Raw genomic sequence first — 14,955 nt, 5'->3', positions numbered from 1 at the left:
ACCACCGGACAGCAGGCCCCTCATATGCGCCCCCGAAAGTCCGGAATCGCCTTCGCCAGTGCTAAGCGCTGCGGAATTCCGTGTCATCACCCCGAAGTATGATGTGGTAAAATATGCTGCGTGTGCGCGTCCGGAAATTGACTTCGATCTCGCCCTGCCACACCAGAGCGCGCGTAATCACGGATTTGGAATGTTCATGGACGTTGTCGACAATGACGTACTCTCTTCAATCATCGGAGATATCTACGACTGCGTTCTGAACCGTGAGGGATGGTCGAGTGTTCTCACCCGCATCACGCAGACGATGGACGCGGCCTACACCACGATCGCACTAGCCGGCACGTCGGACAATCACGGCCGGTTTGCTGCCCAGTCGCCCTGGGATGCCGAGCGCATGCGCGCGCTGCAGGACTACAGTTTCGATGATATTCCGGGCCTGAAAGCTGCTGTTGTCGGCGATATCGATACGCCCGTATCCACGCTCTCGCTGATGCCCGAAAGTGAATTGCAGCAGACCGCGTTCTTTCGCAATTGGGCCGGACCGCAGGGATTGCGGGAAGGGTGCATTGTCAAGTTTGTCCACACGCCGGATCGCATCGGTCTGCTCGGCTGCACCACCTGGGCGGACAAGGCTGCCGTGTCTGCCCAGGATCAACGGTTTCTGACCTTGCTGTCTCCGCATTTGCGCAGGGCTGCGATGATCAGCGACCTGCTCGATGACGTGCGCGTGACGGCGCATCTGTTTCGCGAATCCCTCGAGAACCTTGCAGTGCCGGTCGTGCTGACCGACGCGGTCGGATCTGTGCTCCATGCCAATGCAAGCGCCGAACGCATGTTCGCAACTGATGGTCCGATCCTGCGTCAGGGGCGAACCATTCAGGCACAGAACGCATTGATGGGCGATGCCTTGTTGCAGGCGATCGCAAGCGCTGCATCGGACCTCTCGCTCGGCGCCAAAGGCATTGGCCTGCCGGTGTCGGCGGCAGGACAACCGCCCGCTGTCGCCTATGTCTTGCCTTTGACGGATGGTACGGCGCGCGCCGCTTTCCGCCCCGCATGTGCGGCCGTCTTCGTTTCGACAACGACCTCGGCCTCTCCGATGCCCGAGGCCGTCCTGACAACGCTGTTCGAGCTCACGCCTGCCGAAGCGCGCGTGCTCGTGAGTGCCGGAAAAGGGTTCAACCCATCCCAGACCGCCGCTTCGCTCGGGATCTCGGAGAATACGCTGAAGACGCATCTCAACCGGATCTACGCCAAGACCGGCAGGTCACGGCAGGCTGATCTCGTGAAGCTCGTGGCGGATATCGGCACGCCGCTGGCAACGGGATAGCTCGGTATAGCTGATGGCGCGATAGCGAGCGCTCAGCGCTTGCCCTTCACCGGCGCAGCCGGCGGATCGGTCTGCACCCGACAATTCGATGCGGCGAGGGATGCCTGGGCCTGGATCATCAGGCCGGGTTCGGCGGCGAGCGCCTTCAGCACGATCAGGCCGGTCGCGGTCGGCGAGTCGATGATGAGGCGGTCGGCGGACGTGACGTCCTCTTCCTCGGGCAGGGCCTCGTGCTGCGCCTCGGTCATCAGATCGAGCTCGATGACGCGGCGGCCGGCGGAGCGGTCGTTGATCGCATAATAGGCGACGTCGCTGCGGGTGTAGAACGACACCGATGTGTAGGACTGGCTGACCGGCACGGTGAGCTTGATCGGTCCTTTGGCCAGGTCGTAGCGGCAGACGGCCATGGCGAAGGCCGGGTCCATGAATGGCAGCAGCGCATTGGCCGGCTCGGTCTGCGGCAGCGGCGACACCGTATTCTCCTTGGTGACCGAGGAGAGCCGCGAATAGGCGTCTTGCGTGGCGATGCGCGGCAGCGCCAGCACGCTGACGAGATGCACGATGCCGCCAAGCACGACACCACCGATGAGCGCGAACATCAGCCGGATCATGGGCAGCTCACCGTGGCGATGGCGGGCATCGGTGCGTCTTTCTGCGTCCGGGTGGCAACGCCAACCGGCGTATCGTACAGCCGCAGCATCAACACATAGCGTTCCAGCGCTGATGTCGGCAGCCAGTTGCCCGCGCGGGAGCGTGCAGCGATGCGGATCTCGAACGCGCCGTCGGCATTGCGCACCACTTCCTGGCTGGTGAAGCCGTAGCGCTGCAATGTGTTGGGCACCAGACGGCCCTTGGTGTCATAGAGCGAGAGCGTCCAGAAACGTGCGGCCGGTGTCACGCCTGACACGACGATATCGCAGCGACCGTCCAGCGGCTTCTTCTTGTCGTCGGTGGTGGCGGTAAAGGTGACGCCGTCGCCCGTGCCGATCGGCAATTCGCCCGACCGTGCAATGGACGCACGCGCATAGGGATCGATCTCGCTGGTGCCCGTGCGCGGGCGCGCAGTCCAGGCACCGATGGTGAGCGTGCCAAGGTCTGTGCCGCGGGTCGCGGTGGTCCAGGTCAGACCGAGACCGACAGCAGTGGCGATCGCGAGCGCCAGAAGCGTGAGGAAGATCAGCCGCACGTGCGCACCGTCATGATAGCAGCTTCAGTTCTTGCGCGACGCGGGGGCGGTTGCGGATGTGGTCGTCTTGGCATCCGGTGCATCATTCGCCGACGCGTAGCTCTCGGGGAAGGCCAGCGCCGAGGAGGCGCGGGGCTTCAACGGTTCGTTGGATGATGTGCGGCCGGCGGTCTTGCTGGCGTCGTCGAGCAGCTTCTCGACACGCAGCAGGACGTCGGCGCCGCGGCGCGTCAGCACCGGCGGCGGGCCGGGCTTGGCGTCCTGCGCGTTGGCGGCCATCACGGATGAGACGGCTGCGGCGGGATTCTTGGTACCCGCGCCGACGCCCGGGATTTCCTTGATCTCGATACCCTGATGGGCGGCGACCATGATGTCGTGCCATGTCTGTGCCGGCAGCGAGCCGCCCGTCATGCGGTTGGTCGGCGAGTAGTCGTCATTGCCGTACCAGACTGCGCAGCTGAAGTTGCCGGTGTAGCCGACGAACCAGGCGTCGCGATACGCATTCGTGGTGCCGGTCTTGCCTGCTGTCGGAATGCCGTCCAGTGCAGCGCGGCGCGCGGTACCTTCGCTGACCACGTGGCTCATCATGCCTGCCATATCGGCGGCGACGGAGGCGGGGATCGCCTGCAACTGTTTCGGACCATCGCGGTCGAAGCGCCAGACGAGGTCGCCGGCGCCGGTGCGCACCTCCAGCACGGCATGTGGCTTCGACGAGCGCCCCTTGTTCGGGAAAGTCGCGTAGGCGACGGCGTGTTCGAGCACGGTGACTTCGGTGGAGCCGATTGGCAGCGACGGCGTATCAAGCAACGGCGCCGTGATGCCGAAGCGGCGCGCGGTCTCCACGATCTTGACGCGGCCGGCCTTGGCCGGATTCTGCGCGCCCTTGCCGAGCGCAATCGAGATCTTCACCGGCACGACGTTGATCGAACGGGTGATCGCCTGCGTCAGCGTCACATTGCCGGAATAGGAGTGGCCGTAATTCTGCGGGCACCAGTTGCCGATACAGACCGGGCCGTCGAGGATGATCGAGGTCGGCTTGTAACCGTTGAGCAGCGCCGTCGTGTAGACATAGGGCTTGAATGACGAACCGGGCTGGCGCATCGCGTCCACCGCGCGGTTGAATTGGCTTGCGCCATAGTCGCGTCCGCCCACCATGGCGCGGACGCCGCCTTCGAGGTCCGACACCACGGTGGCGGCCTGCGTCGCATGATAGTCGCGGCCGAACTGGCGGAGCTGGTTTTCCACGGCGGCTTCGGCGGCGCGCTGCACATTCATGTCGATGGCGGTGCGGACCACGAAGACGCGTTCGACATAGGATTTCGGGAATGTATCGACGAGCTTGCGCATCTCGTCGAAGGCCCAGTCGAGATAGTAGTTCGGCGAGATTTCCTGACGACGATCGACGGCCACGGCCGGGTTGCGCCGCGCACCGAACACCTGGCCTTCGGTCATGAAGCCGGCATCGACAAGATTGTCGAGCACCACGTTGGCGCGGGCGCGCGCGGCGGGCAGGTTGATGTGCGGCGCGTATTTGGTCGGCGCCTTGAACAGGCCGGCGAGCATCGCGGCTTCCGCAAGATTCACGTCGCGCGCGGATTTGTTGAAATAGAAATGCGCTGCGCCGTCGACGCCGAACGTGCCGCCGCCCATGTAAGCGCGGTCGAGATAGAGCTTCAGAATTTCATTCTTGGTCAGGCGGGTTTCCAGCCAGATCGCCAGGAACGCTTCGTTGACCTTGCGCTCGATGGTGCGCTCGTTCGACAGGAACAGATTTTTCGCGAGCTGCTGCGTCAGCGACGAGCCGCCCTGGCGTACGCCGCCGGCCTGCGCATTGGTCACCAGTGCGCGCGCGGTGCCGGCGATGTCGATGCCGAAGTGATCGTAGAAGCGGCGGTCCTCGGTGGCGAGGGTGGCCTTGATCAGGTTGTCCGGGAAGTCTTCCAGCGGAATGGAGTCGTTGTGCTTGATGCCGCGGCTGCCGATCGGATTGCCGTAGCGATCAAGGAACGTGACCGCGAGGTCGGATTTCTTCAGCCAGTCTTCATCAGCGGTTTCGCGAAACGCCGGCTGCGCCAAAGCGAGCATCAGGATCAGGCCGCCGAGGCCGATGGTGGCCATTTCCGACAGCGGCTCGATGAACACCCAGCGCTTCCAGCGACCGACATAGAAGCGGTCCATGAAGGTGGAGTAGCGTTCCCAGAGTTCGCGGGTGCCGCGGCCGGACGAGAACAGGCCGGAATCGATGCGCGCATCCAGATCCAGCAGGAAATGCCGGAACTTGGTCTTCCAACGGGATGGCACGATCTGAGGCACAGGGGCCCTTGGTTTGTTGCAGCGCTCGCGTGCACCCACCGGCACCGCGCGGACGTCATGCTGAAATAATGCGGCAACCCGGCGGCAGGTTTGCGGCCGCCGGAGAGTCGTTCAAGTTCTAGCCGAGCAGGGCGGATAAACCAATGGCATTGCTCGTCATTCGCGCAGCAGGGCTAACGACATCCGGGTTTTGCCCTTGTTTGCGAGCCGGCCGACACGATGTTGCTTGCAGAGCCGGCATCGCAACTCCTAGAAGGGCGTTTCGCCGCAACCTGGATCGATTCAAATCGCATGACCGCGCGTCCCCCGCGTCCTTCCGCACAGGAGGGAATGTTCTGGAAAACCAAGACGTTGGAAGAAATGTCCGGCGCCGAGTGGGAAAGCCTGTGCGACGGCTGCGGACGCTGCTGTCTGGAGAAGCTAGAAGACGAGGATACCGGCAAGATCTATTACACCCATGTGTCCTGCCGATTGCTCGATGCCGGCCTCTGCGCCTGCAAGGATTATCCGAACCGCTCCGACCATGTTCCCGATTGCGTGCGGCTGACCCCCGACAATGTCCGCACTCTGAGCTGGCTGCCGCCGAGTTGCGGTTACAAGCTCGCGGCCGAGGGGCGCGATCTCTACTGGTGGCATCCGCTGATTTCCGGCAGCGCCGACACGGTCCATGAGGCCGGTGTTTCGGTGCGGGGGCGGGTCGAGGGCAGCGAGGACACGATCTCCGACGACGAGTTGCAGGATCACATCGTGACCTGGCCGGCGCTGCTGCCGCGCAAGGCGAAGCTGAAGAAGCGGCCGGCGTAGAATCCGCGGCGCGCGGTGTCCGATCGCGCGCATATGACGGTCAGATGATCGCCGCGGGACGCTCCCATGCAAGGAAACAACTGTTGCTGCACGGGGCAGGGGAATAGATTTCTTCCAAAGAGAGTCTGTGCGCGGGAGTTCGCGCCAATCTGGCTCTCCGGTTACCTCCCAAGTCCTTGAATCCGAAGTTTCATGAACAAGTTCGAGCGACAGAGCCGGTCAGCGGCCGATGATCAGGTATTGCCCGAGGAAATCTCGTCGGATGAGCTCCTGTCGGACGAAATCGCGCAGGAACTGTCGCGGATCCCCACAGAAGTGATCGAACCCGGCGACGCACCACTCCTCGCGAAGGCGCCGCTGACCCCTGCCGAAGTCCGCACCATCCTGATGAGCCTGCTGCTGACCATGTTCTTGGCGGCGCTCGACCAGACCATCGTCGCGACCGCGCTGCCGACCATCGGTCGCCAATTTGCGGACGTGAACAACCTGTCCTGGGTCATCACCGCCTATCTGCTGGCATCGACCGCGGTGGCGCCGGTGTTCGGCACGCTCAGCGATATCTATGGCCGCCGCGCCATGATCATCACCGCGATGTCGCTGTTCATGGTCGGCTCGATCATGTGCGCATTGGCGCCGAACATGATCGTGCTCATTATCGCGCGCGCTTTGCAGGGCCTCGGCGGCGGCGGCATCCTGCCCATCGTGCAGGTGGTGATTTCCGACGTGGTCTCGCCGCGTGAGCGCGGCCAGTATCAGGCTTATTTCAGCGGCGTGTGGGTGGCGGCCGGCATCGGCGGCCCGATCATCGGCGGGCTGTTCGCCGAACATCTGCACTGGTCGATGATCTTCTGGATCAACATTCCGCTCGGCGTCGGATCGCTGGCGCTGTTGTTGCCGAAGATGAAGAAGCTTCCCGTGTTCCATCGCCGGCGCAAGGTCGATTGGCTCGGCGGCCTGCTGCTGATGGCCTCGGCCGTTGTCTTCATGCTGGTGCTCACTTGGGGCGGCACCAAATTTTCATGGGCGTCGCCGACCATCGTCGCAATGATCGGCGCTGCAGCGGTGATGGCTTTCGCCTTCATCTGGCATGCGATCCATCACGATGAGCCGTTCCTGCCGTTGCCGCTGATGTCGGGCTCGGTGGTGCCTTTCGCGATGGCCGCCGGCGGCTGCGCCATGGGCGCGATGCTTGGGCTCACCGTGCACATGCCGCTCTATTACGAAGTGGTCTACGGCCTGACCGCAGGCGAGGCCGGCGTCGCGCTGATCCCGATCGCGGCGGTGTCGGTCGGCGGCGCTGCTTTTGCCGGCCACATGATGACCAAGGCCAAGCACTACAAGCGCGTGGCCATCGCGGGCACCGCCATGTCGGCGCTGATGGGCCTGCTGTTGGCGCTGATGACGCCGCTGCCGCTCTGGGCGCTGCTGACGATGCTCGGCCTGTTCTCCATCGGACTTGGCACGGTGTTTCCCGTCAGCCTCGTCTCGATCCAGAACGCCGTGCCGCGACCACAGATCGGCACCGCCACCGGCGCGATGAACTTCTTCCGCGCGCTGATGGCGTCGTTCACCGTTGCCGCTTTCACGACCATCCTGCTGATGGCGCTGGGCACGGAGATCTCGATCACAGGCGAACACGCCGGCAGCGCGCATCCAATCGCAGCCAGCGATATGGTCACCGCCTTCCGCTACGTGTTCGAAGCCGCGGCAGCGCTGCTGGCGCTCTCGACACTGTTCCTGCTGCTGATGGAAGAACGCCCGCTGGCAGGGCCGGCAAAGGCGAAGCCGTCACTGGTTTCGGAATAGAAGTAGCCGTGATCTGCCGGTTTGGGGCCGGGCGAGACTGCGTTTGATGCACGCGTCGCAAATGACGCGATGGCCAAAAGCCGACTTCAGATATGTCCCGCTGCAATGCGTGTGAAGACGATGTCCTTGACCAGCGGGTCGAACGGGACTGCTACACTCGCAATATCCCCGTCGCGGCCGGTGGAAAATGAGAGGGAAAGCCGGCTTGGCATCAGGCCGCCGGGCGACTTGGGCGCCTCTGGGAGCTCGAACGTGTCCGAGTTTCGATGCGTGAGCGGCTCCGACATGCCGCGAAACGCCCAATGTAATTTGCCTTCGGCATGCGTGATCGTCATGCGGCCGTAGCTTGGATGCTCGTAGTCACCGGCATAATCCGCGAGGTCACGGGGCTGCTGGGTGGCCGGCGTCGGTGCGGCTTTGCCGGCCTGCAGCCAGGCCTCGTATTGCGTCACGAATTTGCGGCGTTGCTCGCGGAAGCGATCGAAGCAGGGTACCGGTTCCTTGCCGCAGACGCGGTCGAAGACATAATTCGCGAGGATGTGCGGAGCGAGTATCGGAGCCATGCCATTATTGGCGAGCACTGCGACACCGACGCCCCGATCGGGCAACATCATCATCAGCGCGTTCGTGCCGGTGAAGCCGCCTCCGTGCCACACGACGCGCTCTCCGCGATACCAGTGCGAGCGGAAGCCGAAACCGTAATGCACATCGCTGTACTCGGCGAAGCCGGTTGCCCCGACATGCACGCGCGGCTTCTGGAGCTCTTGTATCAAGCCGGATGACAGAAGACGTTGTCCTTCAAACGCGCCCTGGCCGAGATGAAAACAAAGCCAGTTCGCGAAGCTTGTAATCGACGTGCTCATGCCGCCCGCAGCCGGCACGCTGATGGGCCAGAGTTTCGTGCGCTGACAAATGTCTCCCATCATCCCGTAGGGCACGGCCGCGTCGGTGGCTGCGGCAAGTTCCTCCACAGTGAACGTCACCTTCATGTCCAGCTTGTCGGTCAGCGAGCGGGTGAATTCGGCCCAGCTCTGGCCGCTGACGCGCTCGGCCACCATGCTCGCAATGAGGTAGCCGAGGTTCGAGTACTGAAAGGCGCTGCGAATGTCGGCGCTTGGTTCGAGATAGCGCAGCGCTGCCAGCATTTGGGCGGGTGACAGATCGCCGGGCAGCCAGATCCAATCGTGACGTGGCAATCCGGAATGGTGGCATAGCAGGTCGCGCACCGTGACGCGGTCGCTCGCAACGGCGTCGTAGAGCCGGAATTCCGGGATGTATTCCCGCACCGGCTTCTTCCAATCCACGCGTTGCTCGTCAACCAACAGAGCCAGGCCCGTAGCAGCGAACGACTTCGAGACCGACATGATTTGAAATTGCGTATCCGTCGTGACTTTCAGGCCGGCTTCGATATCGCGAAGGCCGTAGGTCCCGACGAACGCAACCTCCAAGTCTTGCACGATAGCGACCGCGAGGCCCGGGACCTTCCACTCCTTCATGACCTCTACGACAAGATCTTTGAATTCGGGAATAAACGCCGCAACGGATTGGCTGCCTGCGACAGGTTCAAATGCCATTGGGACAAGCCTCGACACTTCTGGTTAAGCGTAAGCTGAAATGCAGACGATACCCGGCTCCACGATACTCCCAAGTCTCGCTGCCCCGGGCGAGCTCACACATAGTTACCGCATGATTAATTCATAATTGATCCTGTTCATGAACCTTCCTGCAACCTCTGCCGCTTAGGTTGAGTGCAGTTTTCAGGGGACGGCGTGGAAGAAATCCGCGGCCGTATGAGGAGATTTCCGTGTTGCGTTTGATTTCGAAATTTATTGACGATGAGTCCGGTGCAACGGCCATCGAATATGCGCTGATCGCTGCCGGTATCAGCCTCGCGATCATCGTCGCCGTGCAGGGCCTTGGCACCACGCTGAACGGGCGTTATGCCGCCGTGAATACGTCGCTGAAATAGAGCAGCGAAGACCGGCCGGAGCCGGCGCACTGCCATTGCAATCGACAAAGGACATGGCTGTCTTGTCGAAACGCAATGTCGTGAATGTCCTATCGATTGTGCTGCTGCACCCTATATGATCGTGCGCGGGCCTGGAGCCTGCGCATTTTCATATGGATGACCATCATGACATTGAATTCGCGTTTGAATCTTTCGGCATTTGCCGGTTTGGGATTTGCGGCATTCGTCCTCGCGGGAGCGACACCGGCCTCGGCGGCTGGTGCGCAATTCTGCATCGCCCAGAGTGGCGCCAACGGCGAATCCTCCTATGTGAGCAACTGCATCTTTTCGGACTACCAGCAATGCATCAATGCTGCAGTCGGTACGCGAGGCAACTGTGTGGGCAATGTCGAGTATCGCGGCGGAGCTGCTGCGGAACCGGCGCCAAAACGTCGCCGGCGCGCGCGGTAAGTGATCGCCCGTTCGTAAGGGACGCATCGATGACAACATGGATTCGTGGGCTCGTATGGACCGTGGCTGCGCTCACCATCGCGTCGGTCGCGTTGCGGACCGTGGAGTCTGCGCAGGCGCGGCCATCGGTCGCAGCCCGCTCAGGGATTCCACCGTTCTGCGTGTTGACCGGCGGCCCTCGCGGGCCGGGGAGTGTGCCGCAGATCTGCCGGTTCTTCGACTATCAGCAGTGTCTGCAGGCTGCGGCCGAGCTGCGCGGCAATTGCGTGGTCAATATCGACTATCCCGGCAAGATCACCGGAGCGCCGGGAGCGGCGTGGTCGCAGCCGCCGCGATAGCCAGCGCGTTGATTGCGCGGATAAAATTCCGATTTAAGGACTAAATTCAAAATATAGGATTTTTAGCCTTGACAGCGTCGCGCTGTCGAAGTAGCTTTACGGCATGCTCCACAAGTGGGTTCGCAGGAAACGCCGTTGCTGAGTAGTTGCGGTGAATGGCCCGGAACATCGACCTCAATCCGGCGTTGCTTTCCATACGGTGCCGCTAGAAATTTCATGACGGCGTCCAACAGCAAGCGAAATGAGGGTGCCATGGTAATCAGGAATTCGGCAACCAAGGAAAACGAACAGATCGTCGAATCCGCGACAGAGGCACGCCAGGCCGAACCGGGCCCGTCGATCCTCGCGCTTTTGGCGATCAGCCTCGGCCTCGCTGTGCTGATCCTTGGCGTGGTCTGGTTTGTGTTCTTCAGGACGTGATCGGTTCCTGGGATCTGCCGATCAATTTCAGTCAGTCCGGCATGATCGACTGACAGCAGCAAAGAGTTCCCAACATGGTCAGAAAGCCAATGGCCCGCCCGGCGAGAAAGCCGGCGCGGGCTGCTGTCGTGAGTACTGAGGAAACCCCGGCGTTCGTATTGCCCGATGCAATTGATGACGCACCTGCTGACAACATGACGTCCGATGATAGGGCGAAGCCCGGATCGCGCGGTTCATTGGTTGAGCGTGTCACCAAAGTCATCGAACGCGAACTGGATCTAATCGAGAACATCGTCGGGCGCATAGGCGGGGATGAAGCGCTGCGCACCGAATCCGAACGTCGCGCCCGCACGCTGGCGGTGCTGGCGCGTACGCTGATCGAATTGAAGAAGGCGCGCGTCGACGACGAGCAAGGGTCTGCAGAAGATGACGACCGCCCGCGAGACCTCGACGAACTCCGTCAAAGACTTTCTGAACGTCTTGCAAAACGCCTCCGAGGAGGGGCGCAACTTTCTGCTGGCGGGGCTGACACGAGGCGAGATGGGATTCCTGAATGAGCGCTGGGACGTCTTTGCGCATCGGCACCAGCTCCCGCCCGTACTGGCGGCGAATGGCGCGCCGTGGCTGACCTGGCTGATGATCGGCGGCCGCGGTGCGGGCAAGACCCGCGCTGGTGCCGAGTGGGTGCGCGCACAGGCAATGGGCCGCGCCCCGCTTGCATCTGAGAAGGCCGGGCGCATCGCACTGGTCGGAGAAACCGAACACGACGTGCGCGAAGTGATGATCGAAGGCGTGTCCGGCCTGATGGAGATTCATGAAAGGCACGAGCGCCCGGTTTGGATGCCGTCGCGCAAACGGTTGGAATGGAGCAACGGCGCCGTCGCACAGGTGTTTTCTGCAGAGGATCCCGAGAGCCTGCGCGGCCCGCAATTCTCCTGCGCCTGGTCCGACGAGATGGCGAAGTGGCGCTATGCCGAAGCCGCTTTCGATATGCTGCAATTCGGACTACGGCTGGGCAGCCAGCCGCGGCAGATGATCACCACGACGCCGCGACCGACCGCGCTGCTGAAGCGCCTGATGGGTGATCCGACGACGGCGACGACGCGCGCCGCGACGGTGGCGAATGCGTTCAACCTCGCGCCGACCTTCTTGCAGAGCGTGATGGGCCGCTATGCCGGCACGCGGCTGGGACGGCAGGAACTGGACGGCGAGATTATCGAGGATCGGCCCGATGCATTGTGGTCGCGCGCGCTGCTCGAACAATGCCGCGTGTGCGAGGTGCCGCCGCTCCGACGCATCGTCGTGGCTGTCGATCCGCCGGTGTCGTCAGGCAAGCGTGCGGATGCCTGCGGCATCGTCGCAGCGGGGATCGCCGAGGACGGCATCGTCTATGTGATGGCCGATGACACCGTTTCGGCAGTGACGCCGACCGCGTGGGCCAACAAGGCCATCGCGCTGTGGCGCAGGCTTGAGGCCGATGCGCTGGTGGTGGAAGTCAACCAGGGCGGCGAGATGGTGCGCAGCGTGATCAACGAGGTGGATCACACCGTGCCGGTGACGCCGGTGCGCGCCTTGCGCGGAAAATGGTTGCGCGCCGAGCCGGTGGCGACACTGTACGAGCAGGGGCGCGTGAAGCATGCCGGCAGTTTTGCTGCGCTCGAAGACGAGATGTGCGACTTCGCGAGTTCGGGATTGTCGTCGGGGCACTCGCCGGATCGTCTCGACGCCATGGTGTGGGCCGTGGCGTCGCTGGCGCTGGTGCCGCATGGCGGTGGGCCGAGGATCAGGGTGTTGTGAGCCTCGTATCTTTGCACCACTGAGGGGGATCATATCATGTTCGATCGCTTGAAAGCCTATCTGGCGGCGCCCGAGGCGAAGGCGTCGCGCACCGCGCGCGTGCTCGCATTCGAGAGCGGCGGGCGTGCGCGCTGGACGCCGAAGGATTTTGCTGCGCTGGCGCGTGAGGGCTATCTCTCCAATGCTATCGTGCACCGCGCCGTACGATTGATCGCGGAAAATGCCGCGGCCTGCAGCTTTCTCGTCTTCGATGGCGCGCAGGAACGCGAGGCGCATCCGCTGGCGCAACTGCTGACGCGGCCGAACCCGCGCCAGGATGGCGGCGTGTTCTTCGAGACGCTCTATGCGCATCTGCTGCTCGCCGGGAATGCCTATGTCGAAGCCGTGACGCTCGACACGCAGGCGCGGCAGCACGAGGTCCGCGAACTCTATGCGCTGCGGCCGGATCGCATGAAAGTCGTACCCGGCAGCGATGGCTGGGCCGAGGCCTATGACTACAGCGTCGGCGGCCGCAGTGTACGCTTCGATCAGCAGGCGTCCAGCGTGCCGCCGATCCTGCATCTGACCTTCTTTCATCCGCTCGACGATCACTACGGCCTGGCGCCGATCGATGCTGCCGCGACTGCGCTCGACACCCACAACGCGTCGTCGAAATGGAACAAGGCGCTGCTGGATAACGCCGCGCGACCCTCGGGCGCGCTGGTCTATGCAGGGCCGGAGGGATCGGTGCTGTCAGATCCGCAATTCGATCGCCTCAAGCGCGAGCTTGAGGGCAATTATCAGGGCGCGGCGAATGCCGGGCGGCCGCTGCTGCTGGAAGGCGGGCTTGACTGGAAGGCAATGTCGCTGACGCCGAAGGACATGGATTTCCTCGACGCCTAGCACAACGCGGCGCGGGAGATCGCGCTGGCCTTCGGCGTGCCGCCGATGCTGCTGGGGATTCCCGGCGACAACACATTCGCGAATTTCCAGGAAGCCAACCGCGTGTTCTTCCGCCAGACCGTGCTGCCGCTGGCGGCGCGCACCGGCAACGCGCTGGCGCAATGGCTGGCGCCTGCGTTCGGCGACGGCATCCGCGTCGACATCGACACCGACCGCGTGGACGCGCTCGCCGCCGATCGCACCGCGCTGTGGGAGCGCGTCAGCAGCGCGGACTTCCTGACGCTCAACGAGAAGCGCGAAGCGGTGGGCTATGCGCCGGTGGAGGGCGGGGATCGGCTGGGATAGGGGGCGGGCTAACATTCATGGCTTATGGATCCGTAGGCATGATAACTTGCTGGCTCGATAAAAAAGTGCTCGATATTGCGGGACTAGTCTGGAGAGTGATCATCCTCTGCTTTGCATCTTGGAATACGCTTACCTCCAAGCTGCTTGAGAAATGCGGCTGAAAAATAAGGCTGCTGCGCCTCGAATTCCTGTTCGTCCATCCCGGGTTGCCCGACACAAGCCTTCATCATCTGGTCAGGCTCAATATTCTTCGCTTTCACGAAACTGGCGCGGGCAATATTGGCATGGAGAAATATTGCGCCTTGCAGCTCAGACTCCCTGAAGTCGGCGCCAGCAAGCTCGGCATCTTGAAAATCCGCTCCGGCCAAATTGGCGCCGGTAAACATAGTGATGAACTGACGTCGCTGCTGATCTGTTGCATAGTCGATAGCGCCGCGCCGATCACCGTCGACACCGCGATTGACTTCAAAGCCGATAGCCACGGTCCATTGTTCCTTGTTCATATAATCGCTTGCTTTGATACGTCTCAGTTCAGCCCCGCTAAGGTCCGCATTGGTGAAGTCGCTTCTGAGCAGGTGAGAATCTGAGAGGCGGGCCTTTCGAAGTCCCTTGACGACGTTGACCTCGTCGCGGAGGTCAACGTCGACCAGACAGGAATTTTCAAGGTTGAACCGTTTTCCCGTTGGATCGTGGTCCGGATTGCGTTCGCCGATGATGCGCAGAGCAAGTTGGATCTGCGGCTCTCTTTGATACGTTTTGGAGTCGGTAACGGTCTGGCTCCGACAGGCCTTGGAGGACATCAGAATGATGTGCCCGGCCAAAGTATCAAATACTGTTCGATGATAGCTGGGGTCGCTTCGCGCGACATAAGACAACAAATACATTGCGCCCGCCCGGCTGTTGAGGTGCGATTTCTCGTCGAACAGTGAGGTGATCGACTTGGAAAACAGATCGGCTTTCTTTCCCTTGAACGTATCCTCATTCTGTCTAATCTGCTGTAGCGTGACAATAAACGCAAAAACGGCGGTGACGCCGCCCACGACCTGGAGGACACTCTGTCGTACCTTGGATCTGAGTTCGATCAGTTTTGCTTGCGCATCTAGTGAGGGGCGGCGCTTAGTAATCGGTGCTCGGACCGCGCGTCTCGGAATGAAGACGATGGCGAACAGGCTCAGCAAAACATAGGCTGCAATGGCACCAAATACGGCCGTGCCACTGAACTCAAATCCAAAAAAGGGATATAGCATGGCTCAAAGCAAATTCGGCGGGAATGCAACTGAAGGTAGTTGTTTGCTCCGTCACTAGTCAAGCTGGG

The 14,955-nt window shown here is 62.2% G+C and carries 14 protein-coding genes and 1 pseudogene; 10 read left to right on the top strand and 5 right to left on the bottom strand.

Going from position 1 to position 14,955, the window contains the following annotated elements; translation table 11 throughout:
• Positions 1-196 precede the first annotated feature (196 nt).
• Positions 197-1,330 (top strand): LuxR C-terminal-related transcriptional regulator, encoded by a 1,134-nt coding sequence (locus AB8A38_RS08395; RefSeq protein ID WP_439085667.1) that lies wholly within the window; start codon positions 197-199, stop codon positions 1,328-1,330.
• A gap of 32 nt (positions 1,331-1,362) precedes the next feature.
• On the opposite strand, the gene AB8A38_RS08390 is transcribed toward AB8A38_RS08395, so the two are convergent.
• Genes AB8A38_RS08390 through AB8A38_RS08380 form a run of 3 tightly spaced genes read right to left on the bottom strand, consistent with a single transcriptional unit; the run spans position 1,363 to position 4,829 of the window.
• The gene (locus tag AB8A38_RS08390; RefSeq protein ID WP_068730493.1) at positions 1,363-1,941 is read right to left on the bottom strand and encodes a DUF1254 domain-containing protein; all 579 of its coding nucleotides are present in this window, start codon (positions 1,939-1,941) and stop codon (positions 1,363-1,365) included.
• Positions 1,938-2,516, bottom strand: coding sequence for a DUF1214 domain-containing protein (locus tag AB8A38_RS08385; protein WP_068730494.1), 579 nt, complete (start codon positions 2,514-2,516; stop codon positions 1,938-1,940). Before AB8A38_RS08385 ends, AB8A38_RS08390 begins: the two co-directional genes overlap by 4 nt.
• Positions 2,517-2,540: 24 nt before the next feature.
• Entirely contained in the window at positions 2,541-4,829 is a 2,289-nt protein-coding gene (locus AB8A38_RS08380) for a transglycosylase domain-containing protein (RefSeq protein ID WP_439085666.1), read from the bottom strand.
• Between the two features lie 291 nt (positions 4,830-5,120).
• Here AB8A38_RS08380 and AB8A38_RS08375 point away from each other — a divergent pair, with 291 nt between their 5' ends.
• Complete coding sequence (locus tag AB8A38_RS08375) at positions 5,121-5,633, top strand: YcgN family cysteine cluster protein (protein WP_068730717.1); 513 nt, start codon at positions 5,121-5,123, stop codon at positions 5,631-5,633.
• 192 nt (positions 5,634-5,825) lie between these two features.
• The gene (locus AB8A38_RS08370; RefSeq protein WP_439085665.1) at positions 5,826-7,439 is read left to right on the top strand and encodes an MDR family MFS transporter; all 1,614 of its coding nucleotides are present in this window, start codon (positions 5,826-5,828) and stop codon (positions 7,437-7,439) included.
• A gap of 86 nt (positions 7,440-7,525) precedes the next feature.
• On the opposite strand, the gene AB8A38_RS08365 is transcribed toward AB8A38_RS08370, so the two are convergent.
• Entirely contained in the window at positions 7,526-9,013 is a 1,488-nt protein-coding gene (locus AB8A38_RS08365; RefSeq protein WP_439085664.1) for a serine hydrolase, read from the bottom strand.
• A 230-nt stretch (positions 9,014-9,243) separates the two neighbouring features.
• Between AB8A38_RS08365 and AB8A38_RS08360 the strand changes: the two genes are divergently transcribed.
• The 7 genes and pseudogenes from AB8A38_RS08360 (at position 9,244) to AB8A38_RS08330 (ending at position 13,640) form a co-directional block, all read left to right on the top strand.
• Positions 9,244-9,408, top strand: a complete 165-nt coding sequence (locus AB8A38_RS08360) for a Flp family type IVb pilin (protein WP_093759013.1) — start codon at positions 9,244-9,246, stop codon at positions 9,406-9,408.
• Between the two features lie 165 nt (positions 9,409-9,573).
• Positions 9,574-9,858: a DUF3551 domain-containing protein gene (locus tag AB8A38_RS08355; protein WP_315841585.1), complete on the top strand. Its 285-nt coding sequence runs from the start codon at positions 9,574-9,576 to the stop codon at positions 9,856-9,858.
• Between the two features lie 29 nt (positions 9,859-9,887).
• Positions 9,888-10,196 (top strand): DUF3551 domain-containing protein, encoded by a 309-nt coding sequence (locus AB8A38_RS08350; RefSeq protein ID WP_315841586.1) that lies wholly within the window; start codon positions 9,888-9,890, stop codon positions 10,194-10,196.
• A gap of 252 nt (positions 10,197-10,448) precedes the next feature.
• A complete protein-coding gene (locus AB8A38_RS08345; RefSeq protein ID WP_315841587.1) occupies positions 10,449-10,616 on the top strand; it encodes a hypothetical protein in 168 nt (55 codons plus the stop codon).
• 128 nt (positions 10,617-10,744) lie between these two features.
• On the top strand, positions 10,745-11,173 hold the full coding sequence (locus tag AB8A38_RS08340; RefSeq protein ID WP_439085663.1) for a hypothetical protein: 429 nt from the start codon (positions 10,745-10,747) through the stop codon (positions 11,171-11,173).
• Positions 11,157-12,413: a DNA-packaging protein gene (locus AB8A38_RS08335; RefSeq protein WP_439085662.1), complete on the top strand. Its 1,257-nt coding sequence runs from the start codon at positions 11,157-11,159 to the stop codon at positions 12,411-12,413. The genes AB8A38_RS08340 and AB8A38_RS08335 overlap by 17 nt, the downstream gene beginning before the upstream one ends.
• Positions 12,414-12,449: 36 nt before the next feature.
• Positions 12,450-13,640: pseudogene (locus AB8A38_RS08330) on the top strand (phage portal protein).
• A gap of 83 nt (positions 13,641-13,723) precedes the next feature.
• Here the strand turns inward: AB8A38_RS08330 and AB8A38_RS08325 are convergent.
• Positions 13,724-14,887 carry a pentapeptide repeat-containing protein gene (locus AB8A38_RS08325; protein WP_439085661.1) on the bottom strand — a complete coding sequence of 388 codons (1,164 nt, stop codon included), beginning with the start codon at positions 14,885-14,887 and terminating at the stop codon, positions 13,724-13,726.
• Between the last annotated feature and the right edge of the window lie 68 nt (positions 14,888-14,955).

The organism is Tardiphaga sp. 839_C3_N1_4 (genome assembly GCF_051811045.1).
GTDB lineage: Bacteria > Pseudomonadota > Alphaproteobacteria > Rhizobiales > Xanthobacteraceae > Tardiphaga.
The sequence above is the reverse complement of the archived record's forward strand: the minus strand, read 5'-3'. Positions and strand labels throughout refer to the sequence as shown.

Excerpts from the sequence above, each read along its gene's own strand:
- AB8A38_RS08335 (WP_439085662.1), top strand. The coding sequence starts at position 11,157 with ATGGGATTCCTGAATGAGCGCTGGGACGTCTTTGCGCATCGGCACCAG.
- AB8A38_RS08370 (WP_439085665.1), top strand. The coding sequence starts at position 5,826 with ATGAACAAGTTCGAGCGACAGAGCCGGTCAGCGGCCGATGATCAGGTA.
- AB8A38_RS08350 (WP_315841586.1), top strand. The coding sequence starts at position 9,888 with ATGACAACATGGATTCGTGGGCTCGTATGGACCGTGGCTGCGCTCACC.
- AB8A38_RS08390 (WP_068730493.1), bottom strand. The coding sequence starts at position 1,941 with ATGATCCGGCTGATGTTCGCGCTCATCGGTGGTGTCGTGCTTGGCGGC.
- AB8A38_RS08395 (WP_439085667.1), top strand. The coding sequence starts at position 197 with ATGGACGTTGTCGACAATGACGTACTCTCTTCAATCATCGGAGATATC.
- AB8A38_RS08355 (WP_315841585.1), top strand. The coding sequence starts at position 9,574 with ATGACATTGAATTCGCGTTTGAATCTTTCGGCATTTGCCGGTTTGGGA.
- AB8A38_RS08345 (WP_315841587.1), top strand. The coding sequence starts at position 10,449 with ATGGTAATCAGGAATTCGGCAACCAAGGAAAACGAACAGATCGTCGAA.
- AB8A38_RS08325 (WP_439085661.1), bottom strand. The coding sequence starts at position 14,887 with ATGCTATATCCCTTTTTTGGATTTGAGTTCAGTGGCACGGCCGTATTT.
- AB8A38_RS08375 (WP_068730717.1), top strand. The coding sequence starts at position 5,121 with ATGACCGCGCGTCCCCCGCGTCCTTCCGCACAGGAGGGAATGTTCTGG.
- AB8A38_RS08365 (WP_439085664.1), bottom strand. The coding sequence starts at position 9,013 with ATGGCATTTGAACCTGTCGCAGGCAGCCAATCCGTTGCGGCGTTTATT.